Raw genomic sequence first — 17982 nt, 5'->3', positions numbered from 1 at the left:
CCAGTCAATCAGGCTCGTCATCGTCGAACGCGTGACGGATGACCTCCCGTAACTCCTCGCGACTTGTCACGTTGAGTTTGAGGTACATCCGGTACAAGTGTCCCTCCACCGTGCGAGTGGACACCACCAGCCGCGCGGCGATATCCCGGTTGGACAACCCGCGCACAACAAGATGTGCGATCTCGCGTTCCCGTCGGGACAGTGGCAGCGGCCGGGAGGTGGCCATCAGCGCCGGCGTCTTCAGGCCGCCGCATTCCTTGCCCAGCCGATCGGCGGCGGCGGCCGCTTCGAGCGAATGCCGACGCTGCCCGGCCGCGTCGAAGAGCGCCGCCGCCTGCGCCGCGGCATCCGCCGCCGACAACAGTGCACCGATCCGTTCGAACTCCTGCGATGCCGAAAAGACCGCTGCGGCATCGTTGTTCATCAACCCGGTGGCGTGCGCTGCGTCGACCGCGGCCAGCGGCCCACCGATCACCGCCGCGACCTCGATGATGCGCGGTAGGCAGGTCGTGTCGCCGAATCGCGCGGCCGCGTGCAACGCCATCAGCTCGATGGCCCGCTGGTCGGACGCGGCGGCCAGATCGGCCGCACGCAGGGCCATCGTGACCGCCCCGCTGACGTGGCCCATGGCTGCGGCCAGCCACGCCTCCGCGATTCGGACCGCCGGTTCGAACATCGTCGCCGCACGACTGACCAGCTCCCGCAGTTCGGCCACCAGCGGGGCCGCGGCCTGGTCGTACCCGAGCCCGCAATAGCACTGTACGAGAAGTAATCTGGCCGGCACGTTCCATGACGCGGCAGCCTCACCACTGAGCGCGGCCAGGGTCTCCTCGAGCCGCCCCATCGCCACGCGCAATTGACCCCGACCCAATTCCACGGTGCCGGCCAGCACGTTCGCCATTGCGCGAGCGCGATACTGGCTGGGCGAGGTGATCCGGACGATGTCGCCCGAACGCGCTTGCGCTGCAGCGAAATCACCGGCCAGCGTCAGAGCCCGGACCTCGCCGAGGGCCAATAGGAATCGCAACAGGCCGTCGATCTTGTCGTAGATTTCGTGCCCGCGGGCGGCAAACCGTGCCGCATCGGCGGTACACCCCCTGATGGCGGCGGCCATGCCGCCACCGAACACCGCCCAGCCGACGGCGACCGGCGGCGCGGTCGGCTCGGCAAGCACCCGGTCTGCCAGCATGGCAGCCTCATCGAGTCGATTGTCGAGTACGGCGAGCGCCGCCGCGAGACCATCGACGGCCAGCCGGAACCGGGTCTGCGTGATGCGCTGCTGCAACATCTCCAGGACCTTGGCGGCAGCTTCGGCATCGCCGATCGACCACTGGAGGTTGGCGATCCGCGCCATCCCCCACCGGACCAACTCGAACTCGGAGAGGGTGTCGGGGTCGAACGATTCCAGGATCGCCTCGGACTCCGGCGCTCTGCCCTGCCAGCGTAGGGCCCGTGAGAGCAGTTCGGAGGCCACCAGGCCGCCACCGGAGTCGAGGGCGGCGCGTGCCAATCGCTCGGCGAGTGTGATGTTCATCAGCGCCATCGCGTCTTCTGCTGCGCGGCAGAGGATTTCGGGCTCGACCTTGGTGTCGGCATGTAACCCGAGTTCGGCGCGGCGCACACGTTGAATCGATGTCTGCGGCGGGTGCAGGTCCATCGCGCCCAACAACTCCGTCCGCAACCGCCGACCCGCAACCTGGCCTAGACCCTGCCGGATGACCTCGCCGATCACTGAATGGGTGAAGTGAATTTCGGCGGTTCCGGTGACATCGACGACGCGAATCAGCCCGCGCCGCTCGGTCCGCTCCAAGGTGGCGTTGTCGACGAGTTCGGACATCACTTCCAACGGCAGCGGCTCCGAGACGGCGAGCAACTGCAGCGCCCGCTGTTCATCGTCGGGCAACCGGTCGAGCCGAGTGCTCAACAGCGGAGCCAGTTTGGAGGCCACCGCCGCTTCACCTCTGAGCTGCCAGACGCCGTTGACCTGGCGCAGTGTGCCGGCTTCCAGCGCACCTTCGACGAGATGCCGGACGAACAGGGCGTTCCCGCTCGAAGCCTCCCACATCAGATCGGCCGAGAGCCGCTCCAGGCGTCCGCCGAGCGCCGTCTCGACCAGCGCGACCGCCTCTCCCTTGGCGAACGGAACGACATCCAACCGGGCGAGGTAGCCGTCCTTCCAGAGCGCGGTGATCGTCTCGGGAATCGGCTCGCCGGTGCGGGCGGTCGCCACGATGCGGACCGCGCCTTCGACGGCCAGTTGATGCAGCAACGTCGCCGACAGATGGTCGACGAGGTGGACGTCGTCGACCCCGATGAGCGCCAACTTCTCCCTGCGAACGGTGCGGAACGCGTCGGCGAGCATGGCCACCGGATCCGCGGGCATCGGGCTCGCCAGCAGGTGGGCGAACACACCCAACGGCACCTCGCGCGCGGACTCGGTTCCGGCGACCCACACCGCGGTGGAACGCAAGCTATGGGTGGCCATCCGCGCGAGCGTGGTCTTGCCGACGCCGGCATCTCCCAGGAGCAGGGTGCCGCATTGACCGGGCCGACCCTGCAAGGTCGCCTGGATCGCAGCAAGTTCCTTGCCTCGTCGCATGACGGGCCAGGTCCGGCTATCCCCCACGGCCGCAGTTTACGCAGGCGAAAGGCCTGATCTCGGCAAATTGCTCAACGTTTGATCACCAGCGCGTGCGCGTCCGACCGCCGCTATGCCAGCAGCGGCACGTCGGTACGCCGGTGGTCGGTGAGGATCTCGAACATCGCCCGTCGCGTCGCGGTCAACTCCGTATCAATACCGTTGCCGGACAGGCTGATTCGGCAGTGCGCCAGTGCGGAGTTGTAGCAGTACTTGGTCGCTCCGTTGGTGTCGGTGTAGGTCAGGCCGATGACGTCGCCGGGCTCGGCGTGAATTTCACCGTTCAGCTCGAAACCGTCGGCCCGCCCGCCGAACGACCATCGGAACGGCTCATACGAACCGCTTGTGTGGCGGGCCGCCAGCACCGAGCGCACGGCGACCTCCCACCCGGCGTGACGCAAGACGAACAGGGTGGCGGCCGGCAACCGCAGCGGCCCGACCGCGGCCCGGGCGGTCACGACTTCGAGGCTGGATCGCGGGTGCTCGTCGAACCCGCACACCTGACCGAAGGCGTACGCCGGAGTGTGCTTGCTGCCCCAGTTGTGGTTGACGCTTCCCGTCCAGGACTCGACTGCCATCGAGGTGTCCCCGAGGGTGACGGTGCCATCGAAACGGGCCAGCGGATGGCGCACCTGGGTTTTGGCGGTTGGGAACTTGGCCGCATACGAGCGGTCGGTGAGCAACTTGACCACGGGTTCGTCGCCCGGGGCGATGGCCAGGTCACACGACGCGCCGTCGAGCGCCGCCTGAGCGTGTACGTCGTCGATGACGGTGTCGGCGATCCTGGCCGACCAGGGGTCGGACAGGTAGTCGGCGTCGGTGAGCGGATGAGGCACCTTGAGCGCGCGGTTACCGCCGCCGTCGGGGTCGAACAGCATCACCCAGACGTCGGCTACGGCGTCGCCGGGCTTCGGCAGCAGCAGTGTCCAGCGCAGCCAGATGGCCTGCGCGCGTCGGGGGTGATTCGCACGGATGAATCTGCTCTCGTAGTAAGGAGGCATCATCTGTTCAGGATCGCGGACGGGAGGGCGACGCACAGTGGGTTGGACAATCGCGGCAGCGGTGTTGGCGGTGCTGGTCGTGGCCGAGGCCATTGCGCTGGTCCTGATGCGCAAGCAGCTGGACGCCAGCCAGCGTGAAACCGAGGAGCTGCGCGGGCGCCTGGACACCCGCAACATGCTGTGGACGGGCGGCCGGGAGGCGGTCAAGCAGGTGTGGCAGACCGCCAACCTGGTGCGCACTCAAGGTTTGGGCGGCGCGGTGCGGTCCTCCATCGAGGAACTCGCCGACTGGGCCGACGTCGAGCGGCCTGATCTGGCCCGGCTCGTGCCTGACGGCAAGGTGGTGGTGATGTTCTCCGACATCGAGGAGTCCACCGCACTCAACGAGCGGATCGGCGACCGGGCGTGGGTCAAGCTCATCGGCAGCCACGACCGGATGGTGCGGCGATTGGTGACCAAGTACGACGGCCACGTAGTCAAGAGTCAAGGTGACGGGTTCATGGTGGCCTTCGCCGATCCCGCCGCCGCGGTGAGCTGCGCGGTGGCGATACAGCGAGAACTAAATCGTGATTCGAAACGGTTGCGGCACAACAGCATTCGGGTGCGAATCGGCATCCACATGGGTAAGTCGGTGCGCCGCGGCGACGATCTGTTCGGTCGCAACGTCGCGATGGCCGCCCGGGTCGCCGGCCAGGCCGACGGCGGCGAGATTCTGGTGAGTGAGCCGGTGCGAACGGCGGTGGGCGATCAGCAGACCTTCGACGAGGGCCGCGACGCCGAGCTCAAAGGCTTCAGCGGCACTCACCGGCTCTACGCGGTGGCCTGACTCCGACTCGTTGAGACAGCAGCGCTATCTCAATCGGAGTTGGCTTCAGCGTGACGCTGGTGCAGCCGGGCGCGGATCTCGTCAGGGGTGTACGCCTTGCGGCGCCGCTGGTCGCGGGCGACGAGTACCCCGCCCGCGACGACGCCCGCCGCACCGGCCAGGCCGATCCACTTCCAGATACCGCGCATGGGGTCACATTATGCTGCGCTGGTGAATGAGCACACCGTGTCGTTGGCACAGGCGCTGGATCAAACCCGAACCGGTGACGTCTGGTTGTTTCGCGGCGGGTCGGGCCCGGACCGGGCGATCCAGACGCTGACCAACGCGCCGGTCAACCACGTTGGCATGACGGTGGCGATCGACGATCTGCCACCGTTGATCTGGCATGCCGAGTTAGGCCACAAGCTGCTGGACCTGTGGACCGGTACCAACCACCGCGGGGTGCAGCTCAACGACGCCCGGGAAGCCGTCGAACAATGGCTTCACCATTACGGTCAGCGGTGCTGGCTGCGCCAGCTGACCCCCGACGTCAGCCGCGAACACGAAGATCAGCTGCTGAAGGTGATCGCCCGGATGGACGGCACCCCGTTTCCGTCCACCGCGCGGTTGACCGGCCGCTGGCTGCGCGGCCGGCTACCCACCGTCCGTGACTGGACGCGCGGAATCCCGTTGGTGCACAAGAAAGTTCGTGAATCAGCAGAACGCCGCAAGCAGGCCGAACGCGAAGTCGGTCTGCAGACCGCGTATTGCGCCGAGACGGTGGCCATCACCTATGAGGAGATGGGATTGCTGGCCATCGAAAAGAACGAGAACTGGTTCGACCCGGGCCGGTTCTGGAGCGGCGATGCCCTGCCCCTGGTCGGCAACTATCGACTGGGCGATGAGATCGAAGTTGTCGCAGGCTGATTGGTGACGGCGTCAGAATCCGATGCCGATACCGATACCGACGGGGGCCTCGCGGCGCGGACACGACAGGTCGACATAGACGGTGGTCGCGGTGCTCGACTCGCCGGGCGAGCTGTCCGGATTGTGAACGGCCACTACCCGGCACGACGACAACGCCGCACCGGTGTTGCCGTCGACCCAGTTGATGGCAACGAGATAGCCCTGCGACTGCAGATTGTCGATGGTGGCCTGCGCCGCGTCAGCGTAGGCCGCTGAGGCCAACGCGATCGGCGCCACCGCTGCACCGATCGCCGCTGAAACCCACCGTTTCGCTACCCTGCACCCCACACCGCCAGCACCTTTCCTTTCGGGTCGCGGAACTGAATCGCTGTGATGGTCTGGCCCTGGGGTACGTCGTAGGCGACGTGGCCGGCGACCTGTTGCCCCTGCGGAAGCTGGCCCGAGGTGATGCCCGGCCGGACGGCGCCGACCGCGGGCGCGATGTTCGACCCATCGGCACCGCGAGCGACGATGTAGAAGCCGTTGTAGGCGGGGGTGCCACTCTTCGCGACGATGGTCACGTCGACGGCGTACATCGTGCCCTTGGCCGGGACGATCTGGGCGTCGGGCGGCACCGGCTGCAGGTTGTCGACGGTGTAGGCCGCGGTGCCGTCAGCCGAGGCTATGTCGACCTTGGTGCCGAAAGCCACCGCTTCCAGGGTGGCCGCCGCGCTGGAGCTGACAGGTGTGCTCGGTGTCGGCTGGTGGGCGGTCGAGCCGGAATTCCCACACCCCGCGCTGATCAGTGCGACGGCGAGTACGCCGCCGAACACCCCGGACAACCGTGTTCCACGCATTCGCGGATACTAGCGCGGTCGGCTTCTCGGGCGAGGCGGCTCGCCTACCAGATCACCCCACTGAGAACGGCTCCGGTGAGAATCACTCCGGTCAGGGTGGCACCCCTCAGGTACGCCCCACTGAGGTTCGCGCCCGTCAGGTTCGCATTGGTCAGGTTCGCGCTCTGGAGCCTGGCTCGAATGAGGTTGGCGTTGCTGAGATTTGCACCGGTCAGGTTCGCGAAGGACAAGTTGAAGCTTTGCAGGTTCTGCCCGGACAGGTTGGCGCCGGTCAGGTTCGCGTATGTCAGGTTGGCGCCGTAAAGGTTTGCCCCCGTCAACGTCGCACCGGTCAACGTCGCGCCGGTCAACGTCGTCCGCGTCAGGTCCCGCCCCGCGAGGTTCTGGCCAGTCAGATTGGCATTGGTCATGACAGCACCGGCCAGCGTCACTCCGGTGAGATCCAACCCCTGGAAGTTAAGCCCAATCAGGTTGGCACTGCTCAGATTCGCACCCGAGAGCGTCGCCCCGGTCAACGTCGCCCCAGCCAGAGTCGCCGACGTCAGGTTCGCGCCGGCCAGATTCACCCCCGACAGATTCGCCCCGCCCAACTTCACCCCGGTCAGATTGCGACCCACAAGGCTCTGCCCGGACAGGTTGGCTCCTGTCAGGTAGGCCCCGACCAACGTCGTACCCGTCAGGTCAAACCCCTGCAGGTTCTGGCCGATCAGGTTGGCATTGGTCAGATTCGCACCCCAGAGCGTCGCCCCGGTCAACGTCGCCCCAGCCAGAGTCGCCGACGTCAGGTTCGCGCCGGCCAGATTCACCCCCGACAGATTCGCCCCGCCCAACTTCACCCCGGTCAGATTGCGACCCACAAGGCTCTGTCCGGACAGGTTGGCTCCTGTCAAGTTCGTCCCGACCAACGTCGTACCCGTCAGGTCAAACCCCTGCAGGTTCTGGCCGATCAGGTTGGCATTGGTCAGATTCGCACCCGAGAGCGTCGCGCCGGTCAACGTCGTCCCAGCCAGGGTCACCGAGGTGAGGTTGCGATTCTGCAGGTTCTGCCCCGCGAGGTTGGCGTTGGTCAGGTTCGCCCCGACCAGCGTGACACCGGTCAGGTCGAAGCCCTGAAGGTTCTGTCCGGTGAGATTGGCCAGGGTCAGATTCGCACCGGTCAAAATGGCTCCGGTCAGGGTTGCGCCCAGCAGGTTCGCCTTGGTCAGCGTCGCACCGGTCAGGTTGGCGCCGGACAGGTTCGCCGATGCCAGCGTCGCCCCAGCCAGGTTGCGGTTCTGGAGGTTCTGCCCTGTCAGGTTCGTGCCCGACAGGTTCGCCCCGGCGAGCGCAGTGCCGGTCAGATCGAACCCCTGAAGATTCTGCCCGATCAAGTTGGCCAGCATCAGATTCGCGCCGGCCAACGTCGCTCCGGTCAACGTGGCCCCGACCAAGGTGGCGCCAGTCAGGTTGCGGCCCTGCAGGTTCTGCCCACTCAGGTTGGCTCCTGTCAAGTTCGTACCGACCAGCATCACACCCGTCAGATCGAACCCCTGAAGATTTTGTCCAATCATGTTGGCCAGGGCCAGATTTGCTCCGGTCAGCGTTGCACCGGTCAGCGTCGCACCGACCAGTGTCGCCCCGACCAGGCTCTTGCCTGCGAGGTTCTGGCCAGTCAGGTCGGCATTGGCCAGGATCGTTCCGGTGAACGTCACGCCGGTCAGATCGATGCCCTGTAGGTTCTGTCCGGTCAGATTAGCCACGCTGAGATTGGCCTGCGTCAGGGTCGCCCCGGTCAGCGTCGCGCCCGAGAGGTTTGCCCCGATCATCTTCGCCCCAGACAGGTTCGCGCCGGCCAGCGTGGCACCTGACAGTTGTGCCGCATTCAGGTTGACGCCCTGGAGGTTCTGCCCGGCCAAATTGGCGTTGGCCAACCCAGCCCCGGCCAACGTCACACCGGTCAGGTCAAAGCCCTGCAGGTTCTGCCCGGCCAAATTGGCATACGTGAAGTTGGCCCCCGACAGGCTCGCGCCGGTCAACGTCGTCCCGACCAAGGTTGCCCGGGTCAGGTTGCGGCTCTGCAGGTTCTGGCCCGCGAGGTTGGCATTGGTCAGGATCGCGCCGACCAGCGTCACGCCGGTCAAGTCGAGGCCCTGCAGGTTCTGCCCCGTCAGATTGGCGTTGGTCAGATTCGCCCCCGACAGGCTCGCCCCGGTCAGGGTCGCGCCGACCAGTGTCGCCGATGTGAGATTGCGACTTTGCAGGTTCTGCCCGGTCAGATTGGTTCCTGTCAGGTTCGTTCCGACCAGGGTTACCCCCGTCAGATTGAAGCCTTGGAGGTTCTGTCCGGTCAGGTTGGCCGAGGTCATGTTCGAGCCGGACAACGTCGCCCCGGTCAGGGTTGCCCCCGACAGCGTCGATTTGGTCAGGTTGGCGCCTGAAAGGTTGGCTCCGGTGAAGTTGTAACCGGTCAGGTTCAGGCCGGCCAGATTTGCTCCGCTCAAGTTCAGATTGGAGCAATCTTTGCTGACCCCACAAGCGGCCAGGGGGTTAATGACCGCAGCCGCCGACGCTACCGCCCTGGGAGCCGGAATTGTTGGCGTTGCGGGGGGTTTCAACCCGAACGCCGCCAAGACCTGAGTCAGCAATCCCGCGATCGGATTGGTTTGCGACGGCGGGGCGACGGCAACCTTCGGCCGGGTCACCGACGCGGTGACCCGTGCACTCGTCGCGACCGCCGAGCGGGGTGCGGCGATCCCGGCGGTTGACCTTTGGGGGCCGGTATTTCTGGCGGACGCACTGGTGGACTTACTCGCCGAGGCGGCATCTGCATGGCTGCCCGACGGCGCGGGACCCCCGGTGTCGGCTTGAGCGAGCCCGGCCCCGCCGGCCAATGCCGCGCCGAGCCCCAGCGCAACGGCACCCGCACCCAGCCAGGCGTACGGTTCACGCCTGTGCCGCCGAGCTCCCGACGCCTTCTGACTGTGCCGACCAGACATGTCGCCTCCAACCCCGCGTAGACCAGCGACTTCATTGCGTAATGAACATCTATACTCCGCGCGCCACCAATTTTTGTCGTGTCAGTCAATTTATTTGGCGGACCCGCGGTGTGCATGGCCTCGTCTATACATTGACGAAAAGCCCAGCACGCCAGCCTTCTACGCGTAGCACACGATCACGCTGGCAATGCCGATAAGCGCAGTTACGGCTCCCGATGCGTGAGGTATTCGCATTCCCGGCAGGAATAGCAAACGAACTTTGTCAGCTGGGTGGCGCGACTTGGTCGCGACGCTCACGCTTGACTCGGTACATCGCTTCGTCGGCGCGCGAAAGCAACTGTGCAGCAGTCAGATCGGATCCAACGGCACTGCCGATGCTGGCGCTGATGCCCATGCTGTGCGTGTCGATATCAAACGCTGTCGCCAGCCGTTGGCGGATGTGCTCAGCGAGCTCACCCAGCTGCTCGAGGTCGTGTAGGTGCTCACGCACGACGACGAATTCGTCGCCGCCCAGACGGACGACGGTGTCGGTGTCACGAACCGCGGCCGCCAGGCGAATTCCGATCTCGCACAACACTTTGTCCCCGAATTCGTGGCCGTGACGGTCATTCACGCTCTTGAAATTGTCGAGGTCGATAAACAACACGCCAACGAGAGTTTTGGTCAGTCGCGCCCTGGCAAGAGCTCGAGTGAGTCGATCCTCCAGCACGGTCCGGTTGGACAGTCCGGTGAGCGGATCAGTCGACGCGGCCTGCTCGAGCTGGGCAGCCGCTCGTTTCTGTTCGGTGATGTCTTGGAGTTGCACCAGGAAATGGCTGACGGCACCGAACTCGTCGGGCAACCCGACGACCGTGTGAAGACACCAGACCACCGTTCCGTCCGGCCGGAGGAACTGGCGTTCACTCTCGTGGTGACTGCGCGCTCCACTGTGAACGGCGGCAACCGCGTCCTCGAAGGCGGACCCATCGTCTGTGGCGAACTCGCGAAGAGAGTGTCCGGTCAGCTCGTCGACACTTCTGCCGAGAATGCGGCACAGCGCCGGGTTGACGCGTGAGAGCGTCCCGTCTCGCCTGCGCCAGCCGACCCCGATCGTGGCGTGGCTCATCGCCAGTTCGAACATCCGCACCGCTGCGTCGCGGGCGCGTTCGGCTTTCACGCGATCGCTCACGTCACGATGAGCGGTGATCATCTGCTGGGGTCTGTCGCCGTCGGAGGGGAGTATGTGCGCGGTGGTCTCGATCCATCGGTAGTCGCCGTCCGCGTGCCGCATGCGCATCGTGAATCTCGTCAACGCACCGCTCGTACTCCGCCAGGATTCCTCCAGCGAAGCTCGTTCCTCGGGGTGGACCAGGTCAATTCCACAGGTCCCGATGAGCGCATCAGGCTCGAAGCCCAACACGGTGCGCGCTGCAGGCGATACCCACAGGAACGTCGTTTCCTCGACCAGCTGCCAGGCCACCATGTCCGAGGTGTGTTCGGCGATCATCCGGAAAAGCCGCTCGGATTCGCGTAGCTGAAGCGCTCGCAGCGGCTCACCGCTGACCGGCCGGAAAGCCGCCACCACCGCCCAGGGGTCAGGGTCAGCGTCACGGAAGATCGGTACGGCGTCGACGCGAATCCACACATGGCGCCCGGCTGCGTCACTGCCCGGGCGGTGTACACCCAGGATCCTGTTGCGCACCGCAACTCCGGTGCGCCGGGCAACCATCGCGGGGGCCTCAGCCCCTTTGAGGAATCGGCCGTCCTCGTCCACCGCCGCCCAGCGGGGGTCCTGCGACGTTCGACCGAGCATTTCGCCGGACGACAACCCTAGAATCTGCTGTGCCAGTTTGGATGCGGCCACGATCTCGCCGTCGGCGTTCTGCACGACGACGCCGGCGTCCGGCGGCAGCGCGACGAAACCCGCCTCTGCTGCCATCGCCTCGACGGAGACCTGTGCACCGTCGTCCACCAGACCCCCTCGGTCGCTGCTGACCTGTCTGGGTGAGTCTAGATTTTCGTCCCTCGCTTCCGGCGTCATTGCCCAACATCGAATCCGCCTGCCCGACATAGGTTTGCCTTGCTTAACGCTCCGGTCAGCGAGGGACGTAGCGAAGGTGGGCGGTGCCGTTGTCGAAGATGGTGTGCTCGGCGAGCGTCAGGTCGAGGCGCACGTCGTCGGGTAGTGCGCGCAGGCCGCCGCCCACCACTTTCGGGACCACGAAGAAATGAAACTCCTCTACCAGACCGGCCCGGATCGCGGCGGCCGCGACGGTGGGCCCGAAGATCTCCACGACGCCGGCGGCATCGGCGATGACCCGCCGCAGTTCGTCCAGGGTCAGGTCGGGCACCACACGGACGCGGTCGGACCCGATCTCCGCATGCGTGAGCGTCGACGACGCCACCACCTTGTCGATGCCCCGCCATCGTCGGGCGAACTCGTGTTCCGCGGCGGTCCACACCTGGTCGTCGGGATCGGTCTCCCAGTACTGCATCAACTCGAACGTCTTGCGGCCCAGTACCTCCGTCGAAACCTCGCCCATGCGGCCGACATGCACGTCGAACACCGCCCCGTTGGGGGCGGACCACTGGAAGTCGCCGTCGGCGTCGGCGGCATAGCCGTCAAGAGACATCGTCACGGTGTAGATCAGCTTTCCCATGCCAGTAGAGACTTCCGCACGTGGCTGAACTAATCGCGACCCCACGCCCCGCAGCCATCTAATGGTCGATTTTGCGAAACCCTTTGAGCGGTAAGTCGCACACCAGTAGATGGAAGGCGTGGCGTCCATGACCGGCGCGCCTGTCCTCAATTGGGTCAAACCCCGCCTCGCGGATGATCGGCACAACGTCGTCGAGGGGGCGCAACCGAAACCCGTGGCGGGTGAAGGGCATTTTGGCCATCTGATCCGGATCACCGATCCCGAGTACCAGCCGGCCGCCGGGCCGCAGCACTCTGGCCAGCTCACTCATAGCCGCGGCGAGGTCCGGTACGAAATAGATCGTGTTCGTCGAGATGATCGCGTCCAGTGCGGAGTCTTCGAGCGGCAGGTCCTCCATCCGACCGGAATACAGGCGCAACCGGCCGCGAGAAATGTGGTCAGAGAAGCGGCGCGTCGCTTCGGCGAGCATCGTCTCCGACATCTCGACGCCGTGAACAGTCGTGCCCTCGCGATCGAGCAGGATGTCGAGTCCGACGCCTCCGCCGAATCCGATGTCGGCGACGTCGGACCCTGGTCCGCAGCCGGTGGCCGCGACCGCAGCGAGGACAATTGACCGGTTGCCACGGTTGAGTAGCCGTCCGACGACCCGGCCCGCAAAGCCGGTCGGTTCACCGAGCTGGCGAGCCAGTGCGGTAAGCGCCCGTTCCATAAGCTGCATGGCAATCATTAGATCTCGGTTTCGCACAAAGCCGACTTGTTTCTACGACTGACTACACGTTGAACCGGAACTCGACCACGTCGCCGTCGGCCATGACGTAGTCCTTGCCCTCCATGCGCACCTTGCCCGCCGCCTTGGCCGCCGCCATCGTCCCGGCTTCGACCAGATCGTCGTAGGACACGACCTCCGCCTTGATGAAGCCTTTTTCGAAGTCGGTGTGGATGACGCCGGCCGCCTTCGGTGCGGTATCGCCCTGGTGAATCACCCACGCACGCGCTTCTTTTGGGCCCGCCGTCAGATACGTCTGCAGCTTCAGGGTGTGAAAACCCGCTCGTGCCAACGCATCCAGGCCGCGCTCGGTCTGACCGATCGACTCCAGCAGCTCGGCTGCCGACTCGTCGTCGAGCTCCTGGAGCTCCTCCTCGATCTTCGCGTCGAGGAACACCGCGTCGGCCGGCGCGACCATCGCCTTCAGCTCCGCGACCTTGTCGGCATCGGTGAGCACCGACTCGTCGCAGTTGAACACATACAGAAACGGCTTGGTGGTCAACAGGTTCAACTCACGCAGCAAGCCCGAGTCAACCTTCTTGCCGGCGGCGAACATCGTCGTACCCTCATTGAGCACCTGCTGGGCCACCACCGCGGCCTCGAACACCGGCTTGCGGTCCTTGTTGTTGCGGGCTTCTTTCTCCAGCCGGGGCACCGCCTTCTCCAGCGTCTGCAGGTCGGCCAGGATCAGCTCGGTTTCGATGACCTCGATATCGGACTTCGGGTCGACTTTGCCGTCGACGTGCACCACATCATCGTCGGCGAACACCCGGACGACCTGACAGATCGCGTCACACTCCCGGATGTTCGCCAGGAACTTGTTGCCCAGGCCCGCGCCCTCAGAGGCGCCCTTCACGATCCCGGCGATGTCGACGAAGGTCACCGGCGCCGGCAGGATCCGCTCGGAGCCGAAGATCTCGGCCAGCTTGGCCAGCCGCGGATCCGGCAGCGGGACCACACCTTCGTTCGGCTCGATGGTGGCGAACGGATAGTTGGCTGCCAGCACGTTGTTGCGGGTCAGCGCATTGAATAGGGTGGATTTCCCCACGTTGGGCAGACCGACGATTCCAAGGCTCAGGCTCACAGAGAAGACAGTCTAGGAGAAAGCGCCGGACGACCCCTCGGCTCGCGGCCCCGCCGACGGTCCACATTCAGCCAAAGCCGGTACGGTCTACGTGTGTCAGCACAGCGAGCCAGGTCCTCGGTGGTGCCCGCGAATCGCTCGGCGCACCCGAACCTTCCCGGCGTGCCCTGGTGGGCCGCCGTCCTGATTGCTGTGATCGGCACAACAATTGGCTTCGCCTTCGACGCCGGCTCGGGCAACAAGGAGCTCGGCAACGTCTTCGCCGCCATGTACGTGCTCGGCTGTGTGGCAGCGGTTCTTGCGGTTCGCCACTCGAGTATTTTCACGGCCGTCATCCAGCCGCCGCTGATCCTGTTCGTCATGGTGCCCGGCTCCTACTTCCTGTTCCACGGTGCCTCGTTCACCGGCATCAAAGACACCCTGATCAACTTCGGCTATCCGCTGATCGAGCGCTTCCCGCTGATGCTGTTCACCTCCGCCGGGGTCCTGCTGATCGGGTTGGTGCGCTGGTATTTCGGGATGTCGGCCAAATCGTCGGCAGCCGCCCGACCATCCGACGACCAAGCCGAGGCAGGGCCCGGCCTGTTTGCCGGGCTGGCAGCGAAACTCGGCGGCCTCCGCCGCGGCAGTGACCCCGACGACGAGGACGACGCCGAGGACACCCCCAAGCGCAAGCACGGCATCGACCGACCCGCGACCGCGGAGAAGCGGCCCCGGTCAGCCCGGGCCGCCAAGCGTCCCGCGCCGACTCGCTCTCGGCATGCCCGTCCCCCGCTGGAGGACATCACCGAGACGCCCGAGCGGCCCCGCCGTACGTCGTCCCGTCGCCGCCCGGTCGACGTCGATGCCGAGGTGGCCGACTATCCCGACGTTCCGCGGCGCCGGCGCCAGCCGCGTGACGGGGGCGCCCGCACGTCGTCGTCGCGCCGCGAGCCTCGCGAGCGCCGGGATCCCAGCGGTTCACCGTCGCGGCGCAGCAATCGATTCGAACCGTACGAGGCCTACCCGTCTTACGAGCCGTACCCGCCGTACGAACCGCCGACCCGGCAGCGTCCGCCAGGACGGACCAACGGCGACGGCGACACTCATCACCCGGTGTCGCGGGTGCGTTACCGCGGCGAGGGTGAGGCCGAATCGGGGCGGCCATCGCGGCCGCGGCGGCCGAGTGCGAACGACTGGGACGCCGAATCCTGGCGTTCGGACCGCTGAGCCGGCTAGGTGCGCGCGGGGCGAATCTCACGCGGTAACGCGAACACCAGCGTCTCGTTGGCCGTGGTCACCGATTGCACGGTGCCGTAGCCGTACTCGGCGAGCCGGTCCAGCACCCCGCGCACCAGCACCTCAGGGACCGAGGCACCCGAGGTGACCCCGACGGTCGTGACGCCGGACAACCAGGCCGGATCGATGTCCTCGGCATAGTCGACGAGCTCGGCCGCATTAGCGCCTGCGCCCAGCGCCACCTCGACCAACCGCACCGAGTTCGACGAGTTGCGCGACCCGACCACGATCACCAGGTCGCACTCCGGCGCCATCGCCTTGACCGCGCCCTGCCGGTTCTGGGTGGCGTAGCAGATGTCGTCGCTGGGCGGATCCTGCAGCGTCGGGAACTTCTCCCGCAGCCGGCGCACGGTCTCCATGGTCTCGTCGACGCTCAGCGTGGTCTGGGACAGCCAGATGACCTTGTTCGGGTCGCGCACGGTCACCTTGTCGACGGCATCGGGGTTGTCGACGACCTGGACGTGATCGGGTGCCTCACCGGCGGTGCCCACAACCTCCTCGTGGCCTTCGTGGCCGACAAGCAGAATGTCGTAGTCGTCGCGGGCGAACCGCTTGGCCTCGTTGTGCACCTTGGTGACCAGCGGGCAGGTGGCGTCGATGGTCCTCAGATTGCGCGCAGCGGCTTCGACGTGGACCGTCGGGGCGACGCCGTGGGCGGAGAACACGACGATGGCACCCTCGGGCACTTCGTCGGTCTGTTCGACGAACACCGCACCGGCTTTGGCCAAGGTCTCCACCACGTAGCGGTTGTGGACGATCTCGTGGCGCACGTACACCGGCGCGCCGTGCTTCTCCAGGGCGCGCTCGACGGTCTCGACGGCGCGATCCACGCCGGCGCAATATCCGCGCGGCTCGGCCAGCAGCACCCGCTTGCCGGTAACGGGACCGGCCGCAGTACTGGCGGCGCCGGGAATCCCCATGTTGACGGTAGGCGGCATGCTTTCAGGGTACGTTCCCGCAACGTCGCCGGGCCAGCCGTAGGCTGTGGGCCATGGCAACTGCACCGTACGGGGTTCGTCTGCTGGTCGGCGCCGCCGTCACCGCACTCGAGGAAACCCGCAAGCTGCCCCAAACCATCCTGATGTATCCGATGACGGTGGCCAGCACCGTCGCGCACATCGTGATGAAGATGCAGCAAGACCTGGCTGACCTGGTGATCAAGGGCGACAGCGCGCTGGAGAGCATCTTCCCGCCGAAGGACGAGCAACCCGAGTGGGCCACCTTCGACGAGGACCTCTCCGGGGGCGACGATGACGCGCAGGCACCCGACGGGGAACGCCTCACCGAGGGCCGGTTCGCCCTGTACAGCGAGACCGATGGCGTCGAGGTGAAGGCTCAGAACTCGGCTCAACCGTCGAACCTGGCAACCGCCACCAAGAGCGCCCCGCCGATCGCCGAGGAACTCGACTACGAGTCGCTTACCCTGGCGCAGCTGCGCGCCCGGCTCCAGTCGCTGAGCGTCGCCGACCTGGAGGCGCTGCTCGCCTACGAGGAGAGCTCGAAGGCTCGTGCGCCGTTCCAGACTCTGCTGGCCAACAGGATCACCCGCGCGTCCGCGAAGTGACCAGCGCCCAGGGCAACTCTGCGGAGAACCCGTACCCGGTCCGCGCCGTGGCCATCCGCGTGGCCGGGTGGATAGACAAGCTGGGCACCGTGTGGGTCGAGGGCCAGCTGACCCAGATCAACGTGCGCAACTCCACGGCATACATGGTGCTGCGCGATCCGGCCGCCAATATGTCGTTGGACGTCAGCTGCTCGCGTGACCTGGTGCTCGCTGCGCCGGTGAAGCTCACCGAGGGCACCCAGGTGGTGGTGTGCGGCAAGCCGAGCTTCTACACCGTGCGCGGCTCATTCTCCTTGCGGGTCACCGATATTCGTGCCGTCGGTGTGGGCGAACTGCTGGCTCGCATCGAACGGCTGCGCCGCCTGCTGGAAGCCGAGGGGCTCTTCGATCCGCGACTCAAACGCCCGCTGCCGTTCTTGCCGTCGACCGTCGGACTGATCACCGGGCGGGCCAGCGCCGCCGAGCACGACGTGACGACGGTGGCGGCCGCCCGCTGGCCCGCGGTGCGCTTCGCGATCCGCAACACCGCCGTGCAGGGTGTCAACGCGGTCGCACAGATCGTCGAGGCACTGCGCGAACTCGACGCCGACCCTGATGTCGACGTGATCGTGATCGCTCGCGGCGGTGGCAGCGTGGAAGACCTGCTGCCGTTCTCCGACGAAACGCTGTGCCGCGAGATCGCGGCGTGCACCACACCGGTGGTCAGCGCCGTCGGTCACGAGCCGGACAACCCGCTGTGCGACCTCGTCGCCGATTTGCGGGCCGCCACCCCGACCGACGCCGCGAAAAAGGTGGTGCCCGATACCGCCGCCGAATTGGCCCTGGTGTCCGAGCTGCGGCACCGCAGCGCGCAGGCGCTGCGCAACTGGGTCGGCCGCGAGCAGCGCACCGTGACCCATCTTCGCAGCCGCCCGGTGCTCGCCGACCCGTTGGGCGCGCTGACGCATCGCGCCGAGGAGATCGAGCGGGCCCGCGCCGGTATCAGGCGCGACGTCAAGCGGCTGGTCGCGGCGGAATCCGACCGCGTGGGTCACCTGGCGGCCCGGCTGGCCACGCTGGGCCCAGCAGCCACCCTGGCGCGCGGTTATGCCGTCGTCCAGGTGGTCAGCCAACAAGGAGAGGCTGAAATTCTTCGCTCGACCGCCGATGCGCCGGCCGGGACCCACCTACGCATCCGGGTCGGTGACGGCGCAATCGGCGCACGTAGCACCGGGCCGACGGATGGAGCCGCATGAGCAAGCCAGATGAGACGAAGCCCATTAGTCAGCTGGGCTACGAAGATTGCCGGGACCAACTGATCGAGGTCGTCCGGGTACTCGAGCAGGGTGGGCTCGATCTCGACTCGTCGCTGAAGCTCTGGGAGCGGGGCGAGGAACTGGCACGACGTTGCGAGGAGCACTTAGCCGGGGCGCGTAAGCGCATCGAGGATGCGCTGGCCTCCCGCAACGACGACGAGGACTGAATCGGCG

Annotated in this window: 18 protein-coding genes; 7 read left to right on the top strand and 11 right to left on the bottom strand. The window is 66.4% G+C overall.

Going from position 1 to position 17982, the window contains the following annotated elements; translation table 11 throughout:
• Window positions 1-4: 4 nt before the first annotated feature.
• Both AB431_RS06555 and AB431_RS06550 read right to left on the bottom strand, forming a co-directional pair.
• Window positions 5-2626, bottom strand: a complete 2622-nt coding sequence (locus AB431_RS06555) for a LuxR family transcriptional regulator (protein ID WP_052960219.1) — start codon at window positions 2624-2626, stop codon at window positions 5-7.
• Between the two features lie 83 nt (window positions 2627-2709).
• Window positions 2710-3642, bottom strand: a complete 933-nt coding sequence (locus tag AB431_RS06550; protein WP_047329246.1) for a sugar ABC transporter permease — start codon at window positions 3640-3642, stop codon at window positions 2710-2712.
• 34 nt (window positions 3643-3676) lie between these two features.
• On the opposite strand from AB431_RS06550, the gene AB431_RS06545 reads away from it, so the two are divergent.
• On the top strand, window positions 3677-4465 hold the full coding sequence (locus AB431_RS06545) for an adenylate/guanylate cyclase domain-containing protein (RefSeq protein WP_047329245.1): 789 nt from the start codon (window positions 3677-3679) through the stop codon (window positions 4463-4465).
• Window positions 4466-4494: 29 nt separating this feature from the next.
• On the opposite strand, the gene AB431_RS30985 is transcribed toward AB431_RS06545, so the two are convergent.
• Window positions 4495-4653: a hypothetical protein gene (locus AB431_RS30985; RefSeq protein ID WP_144418207.1), complete on the bottom strand. Its 159-nt coding sequence runs from the start codon at window positions 4651-4653 to the stop codon at window positions 4495-4497.
• A gap of 37 nt (window positions 4654-4690) precedes the next feature.
• Here AB431_RS30985 and AB431_RS06540 point away from each other — a divergent pair, with 37 nt between their 5' ends.
• Complete coding sequence (locus tag AB431_RS06540; protein WP_082135867.1) at window positions 4691-5371, top strand: guanylate cyclase; 681 nt, start codon at window positions 4691-4693, stop codon at window positions 5369-5371.
• Window positions 5372-5383: 12 nt separating this feature from the next.
• Here AB431_RS06540 and AB431_RS06535 read toward each other — a convergent pair whose 3' ends face one another.
• The 3 genes from AB431_RS06535 to AB431_RS29465 are packed head-to-tail and all read right to left on the bottom strand — an operon-like array spanning window position 5384 to window position 8888.
• Complete coding sequence (locus tag AB431_RS06535; protein ID WP_052960218.1) at window positions 5384-5647, bottom strand: hypothetical protein; 264 nt, start codon at window positions 5645-5647, stop codon at window positions 5384-5386.
• Window positions 5648-5682: 35 nt separating this feature from the next.
• A complete protein-coding gene (locus AB431_RS06530; protein WP_082135572.1) occupies window positions 5683-6207 on the bottom strand; it encodes a DUF1942 domain-containing protein in 525 nt (174 codons plus the stop codon).
• Between the two features lie 44 nt (window positions 6208-6251).
• Window positions 6252-8888 (bottom strand): pentapeptide repeat-containing protein, encoded by a 2637-nt coding sequence (locus AB431_RS29465; protein WP_255353545.1) that lies wholly within the window; start codon window positions 8886-8888, stop codon window positions 6252-6254.
• Between the two features lie 7 nt (window positions 8889-8895).
• Here AB431_RS29465 and AB431_RS30755 point away from each other — a divergent pair, with 7 nt between their 5' ends.
• A complete protein-coding gene (locus AB431_RS30755; RefSeq protein ID WP_158423521.1) occupies window positions 8896-9054 on the top strand; it encodes a hypothetical protein in 159 nt (52 codons plus the stop codon).
• A gap of 390 nt (window positions 9055-9444) precedes the next feature.
• Here AB431_RS30755 and AB431_RS29460 read toward each other — a convergent pair whose 3' ends face one another.
• The 4 genes from AB431_RS29460 to ychF all read right to left on the bottom strand — a co-directional run bounded on the left by AB431_RS29460 (window position 9445) and on the right by ychF (window position 13671).
• Complete coding sequence (locus AB431_RS29460; protein WP_052960216.1) at window positions 9445-11133, bottom strand: bifunctional diguanylate cyclase/phosphodiesterase; 1689 nt, start codon at window positions 11131-11133, stop codon at window positions 9445-9447.
• A gap of 124 nt (window positions 11134-11257) precedes the next feature.
• Entirely contained in the window at window positions 11258-11821 is a 564-nt protein-coding gene (locus AB431_RS06500) for a dihydrofolate reductase family protein (RefSeq protein ID WP_047329241.1), read from the bottom strand.
• A gap of 58 nt (window positions 11822-11879) precedes the next feature.
• On the bottom strand, window positions 11880-12539 hold the full coding sequence (locus AB431_RS06495; protein WP_047333149.1) for a class I SAM-dependent methyltransferase: 660 nt from the start codon (window positions 12537-12539) through the stop codon (window positions 11880-11882).
• 52 nt (window positions 12540-12591) lie between these two features.
• Window positions 12592-13671 (bottom strand): redox-regulated ATPase YchF, encoded by a 1080-nt coding sequence (ychF, locus tag AB431_RS06490; RefSeq protein WP_047329240.1) that lies wholly within the window; start codon window positions 13669-13671, stop codon window positions 12592-12594.
• Window positions 13672-13764: 93 nt separating this feature from the next.
• On the opposite strand from ychF, the gene AB431_RS06485 reads away from it, so the two are divergent.
• On the top strand, window positions 13765-14880 hold the full coding sequence (locus AB431_RS06485) for a DUF6542 domain-containing protein (RefSeq protein ID WP_047329239.1): 1116 nt from the start codon (window positions 13765-13767) through the stop codon (window positions 14878-14880).
• A 5-nt stretch (window positions 14881-14885) separates the two neighbouring features.
• Here the strand turns inward: AB431_RS06485 and AB431_RS06480 are convergent, their stop codons facing one another.
• Window positions 14886-15887 (bottom strand): 4-hydroxy-3-methylbut-2-enyl diphosphate reductase, encoded by a 1002-nt coding sequence (locus AB431_RS06480; RefSeq protein ID WP_047329238.1) that lies wholly within the window; start codon window positions 15885-15887, stop codon window positions 14886-14888.
• Window positions 15888-15940: 53 nt separating this feature from the next.
• Here AB431_RS06480 and AB431_RS06475 point away from each other — a divergent pair, with 53 nt between their 5' ends.
• Genes AB431_RS06475 through AB431_RS06465 form a run of 3 tightly spaced genes read left to right on the top strand, consistent with a single transcriptional unit; the run spans window position 15941 to window position 17975 of the window.
• A complete protein-coding gene (locus AB431_RS06475) occupies window positions 15941-16513 on the top strand; it encodes a lipid droplet-associated protein (protein WP_047329237.1) in 573 nt (190 codons plus the stop codon).
• The gene (xseA, locus tag AB431_RS06470; RefSeq protein ID WP_047329236.1) at window positions 16510-17748 is read left to right on the top strand and encodes an exodeoxyribonuclease VII large subunit; all 1239 of its coding nucleotides are present in this window, start codon (window positions 16510-16512) and stop codon (window positions 17746-17748) included. The genes AB431_RS06475 and xseA overlap by 4 nt, the downstream gene beginning before the upstream one ends.
• On the top strand, window positions 17745-17975 hold the full coding sequence (locus tag AB431_RS06465) for an exodeoxyribonuclease VII small subunit (RefSeq protein ID WP_047329235.1): 231 nt from the start codon (window positions 17745-17747) through the stop codon (window positions 17973-17975). The genes xseA and AB431_RS06465 overlap by 4 nt, the downstream gene beginning before the upstream one ends.
• Window positions 17976-17982: the final 7 nt, after the last annotated feature.

Origin of the sequence: Mycobacterium sp. EPa45 (assembly GCF_001021385.1) — a bacterium.
Lineage (GTDB): Bacteria > Actinomycetota > Actinomycetes > Mycobacteriales > Mycobacteriaceae > Mycobacterium.
Note: the sequence above shows the minus strand (reverse complement) of the source record. Positions and strands in the feature narration are given on the sequence as shown.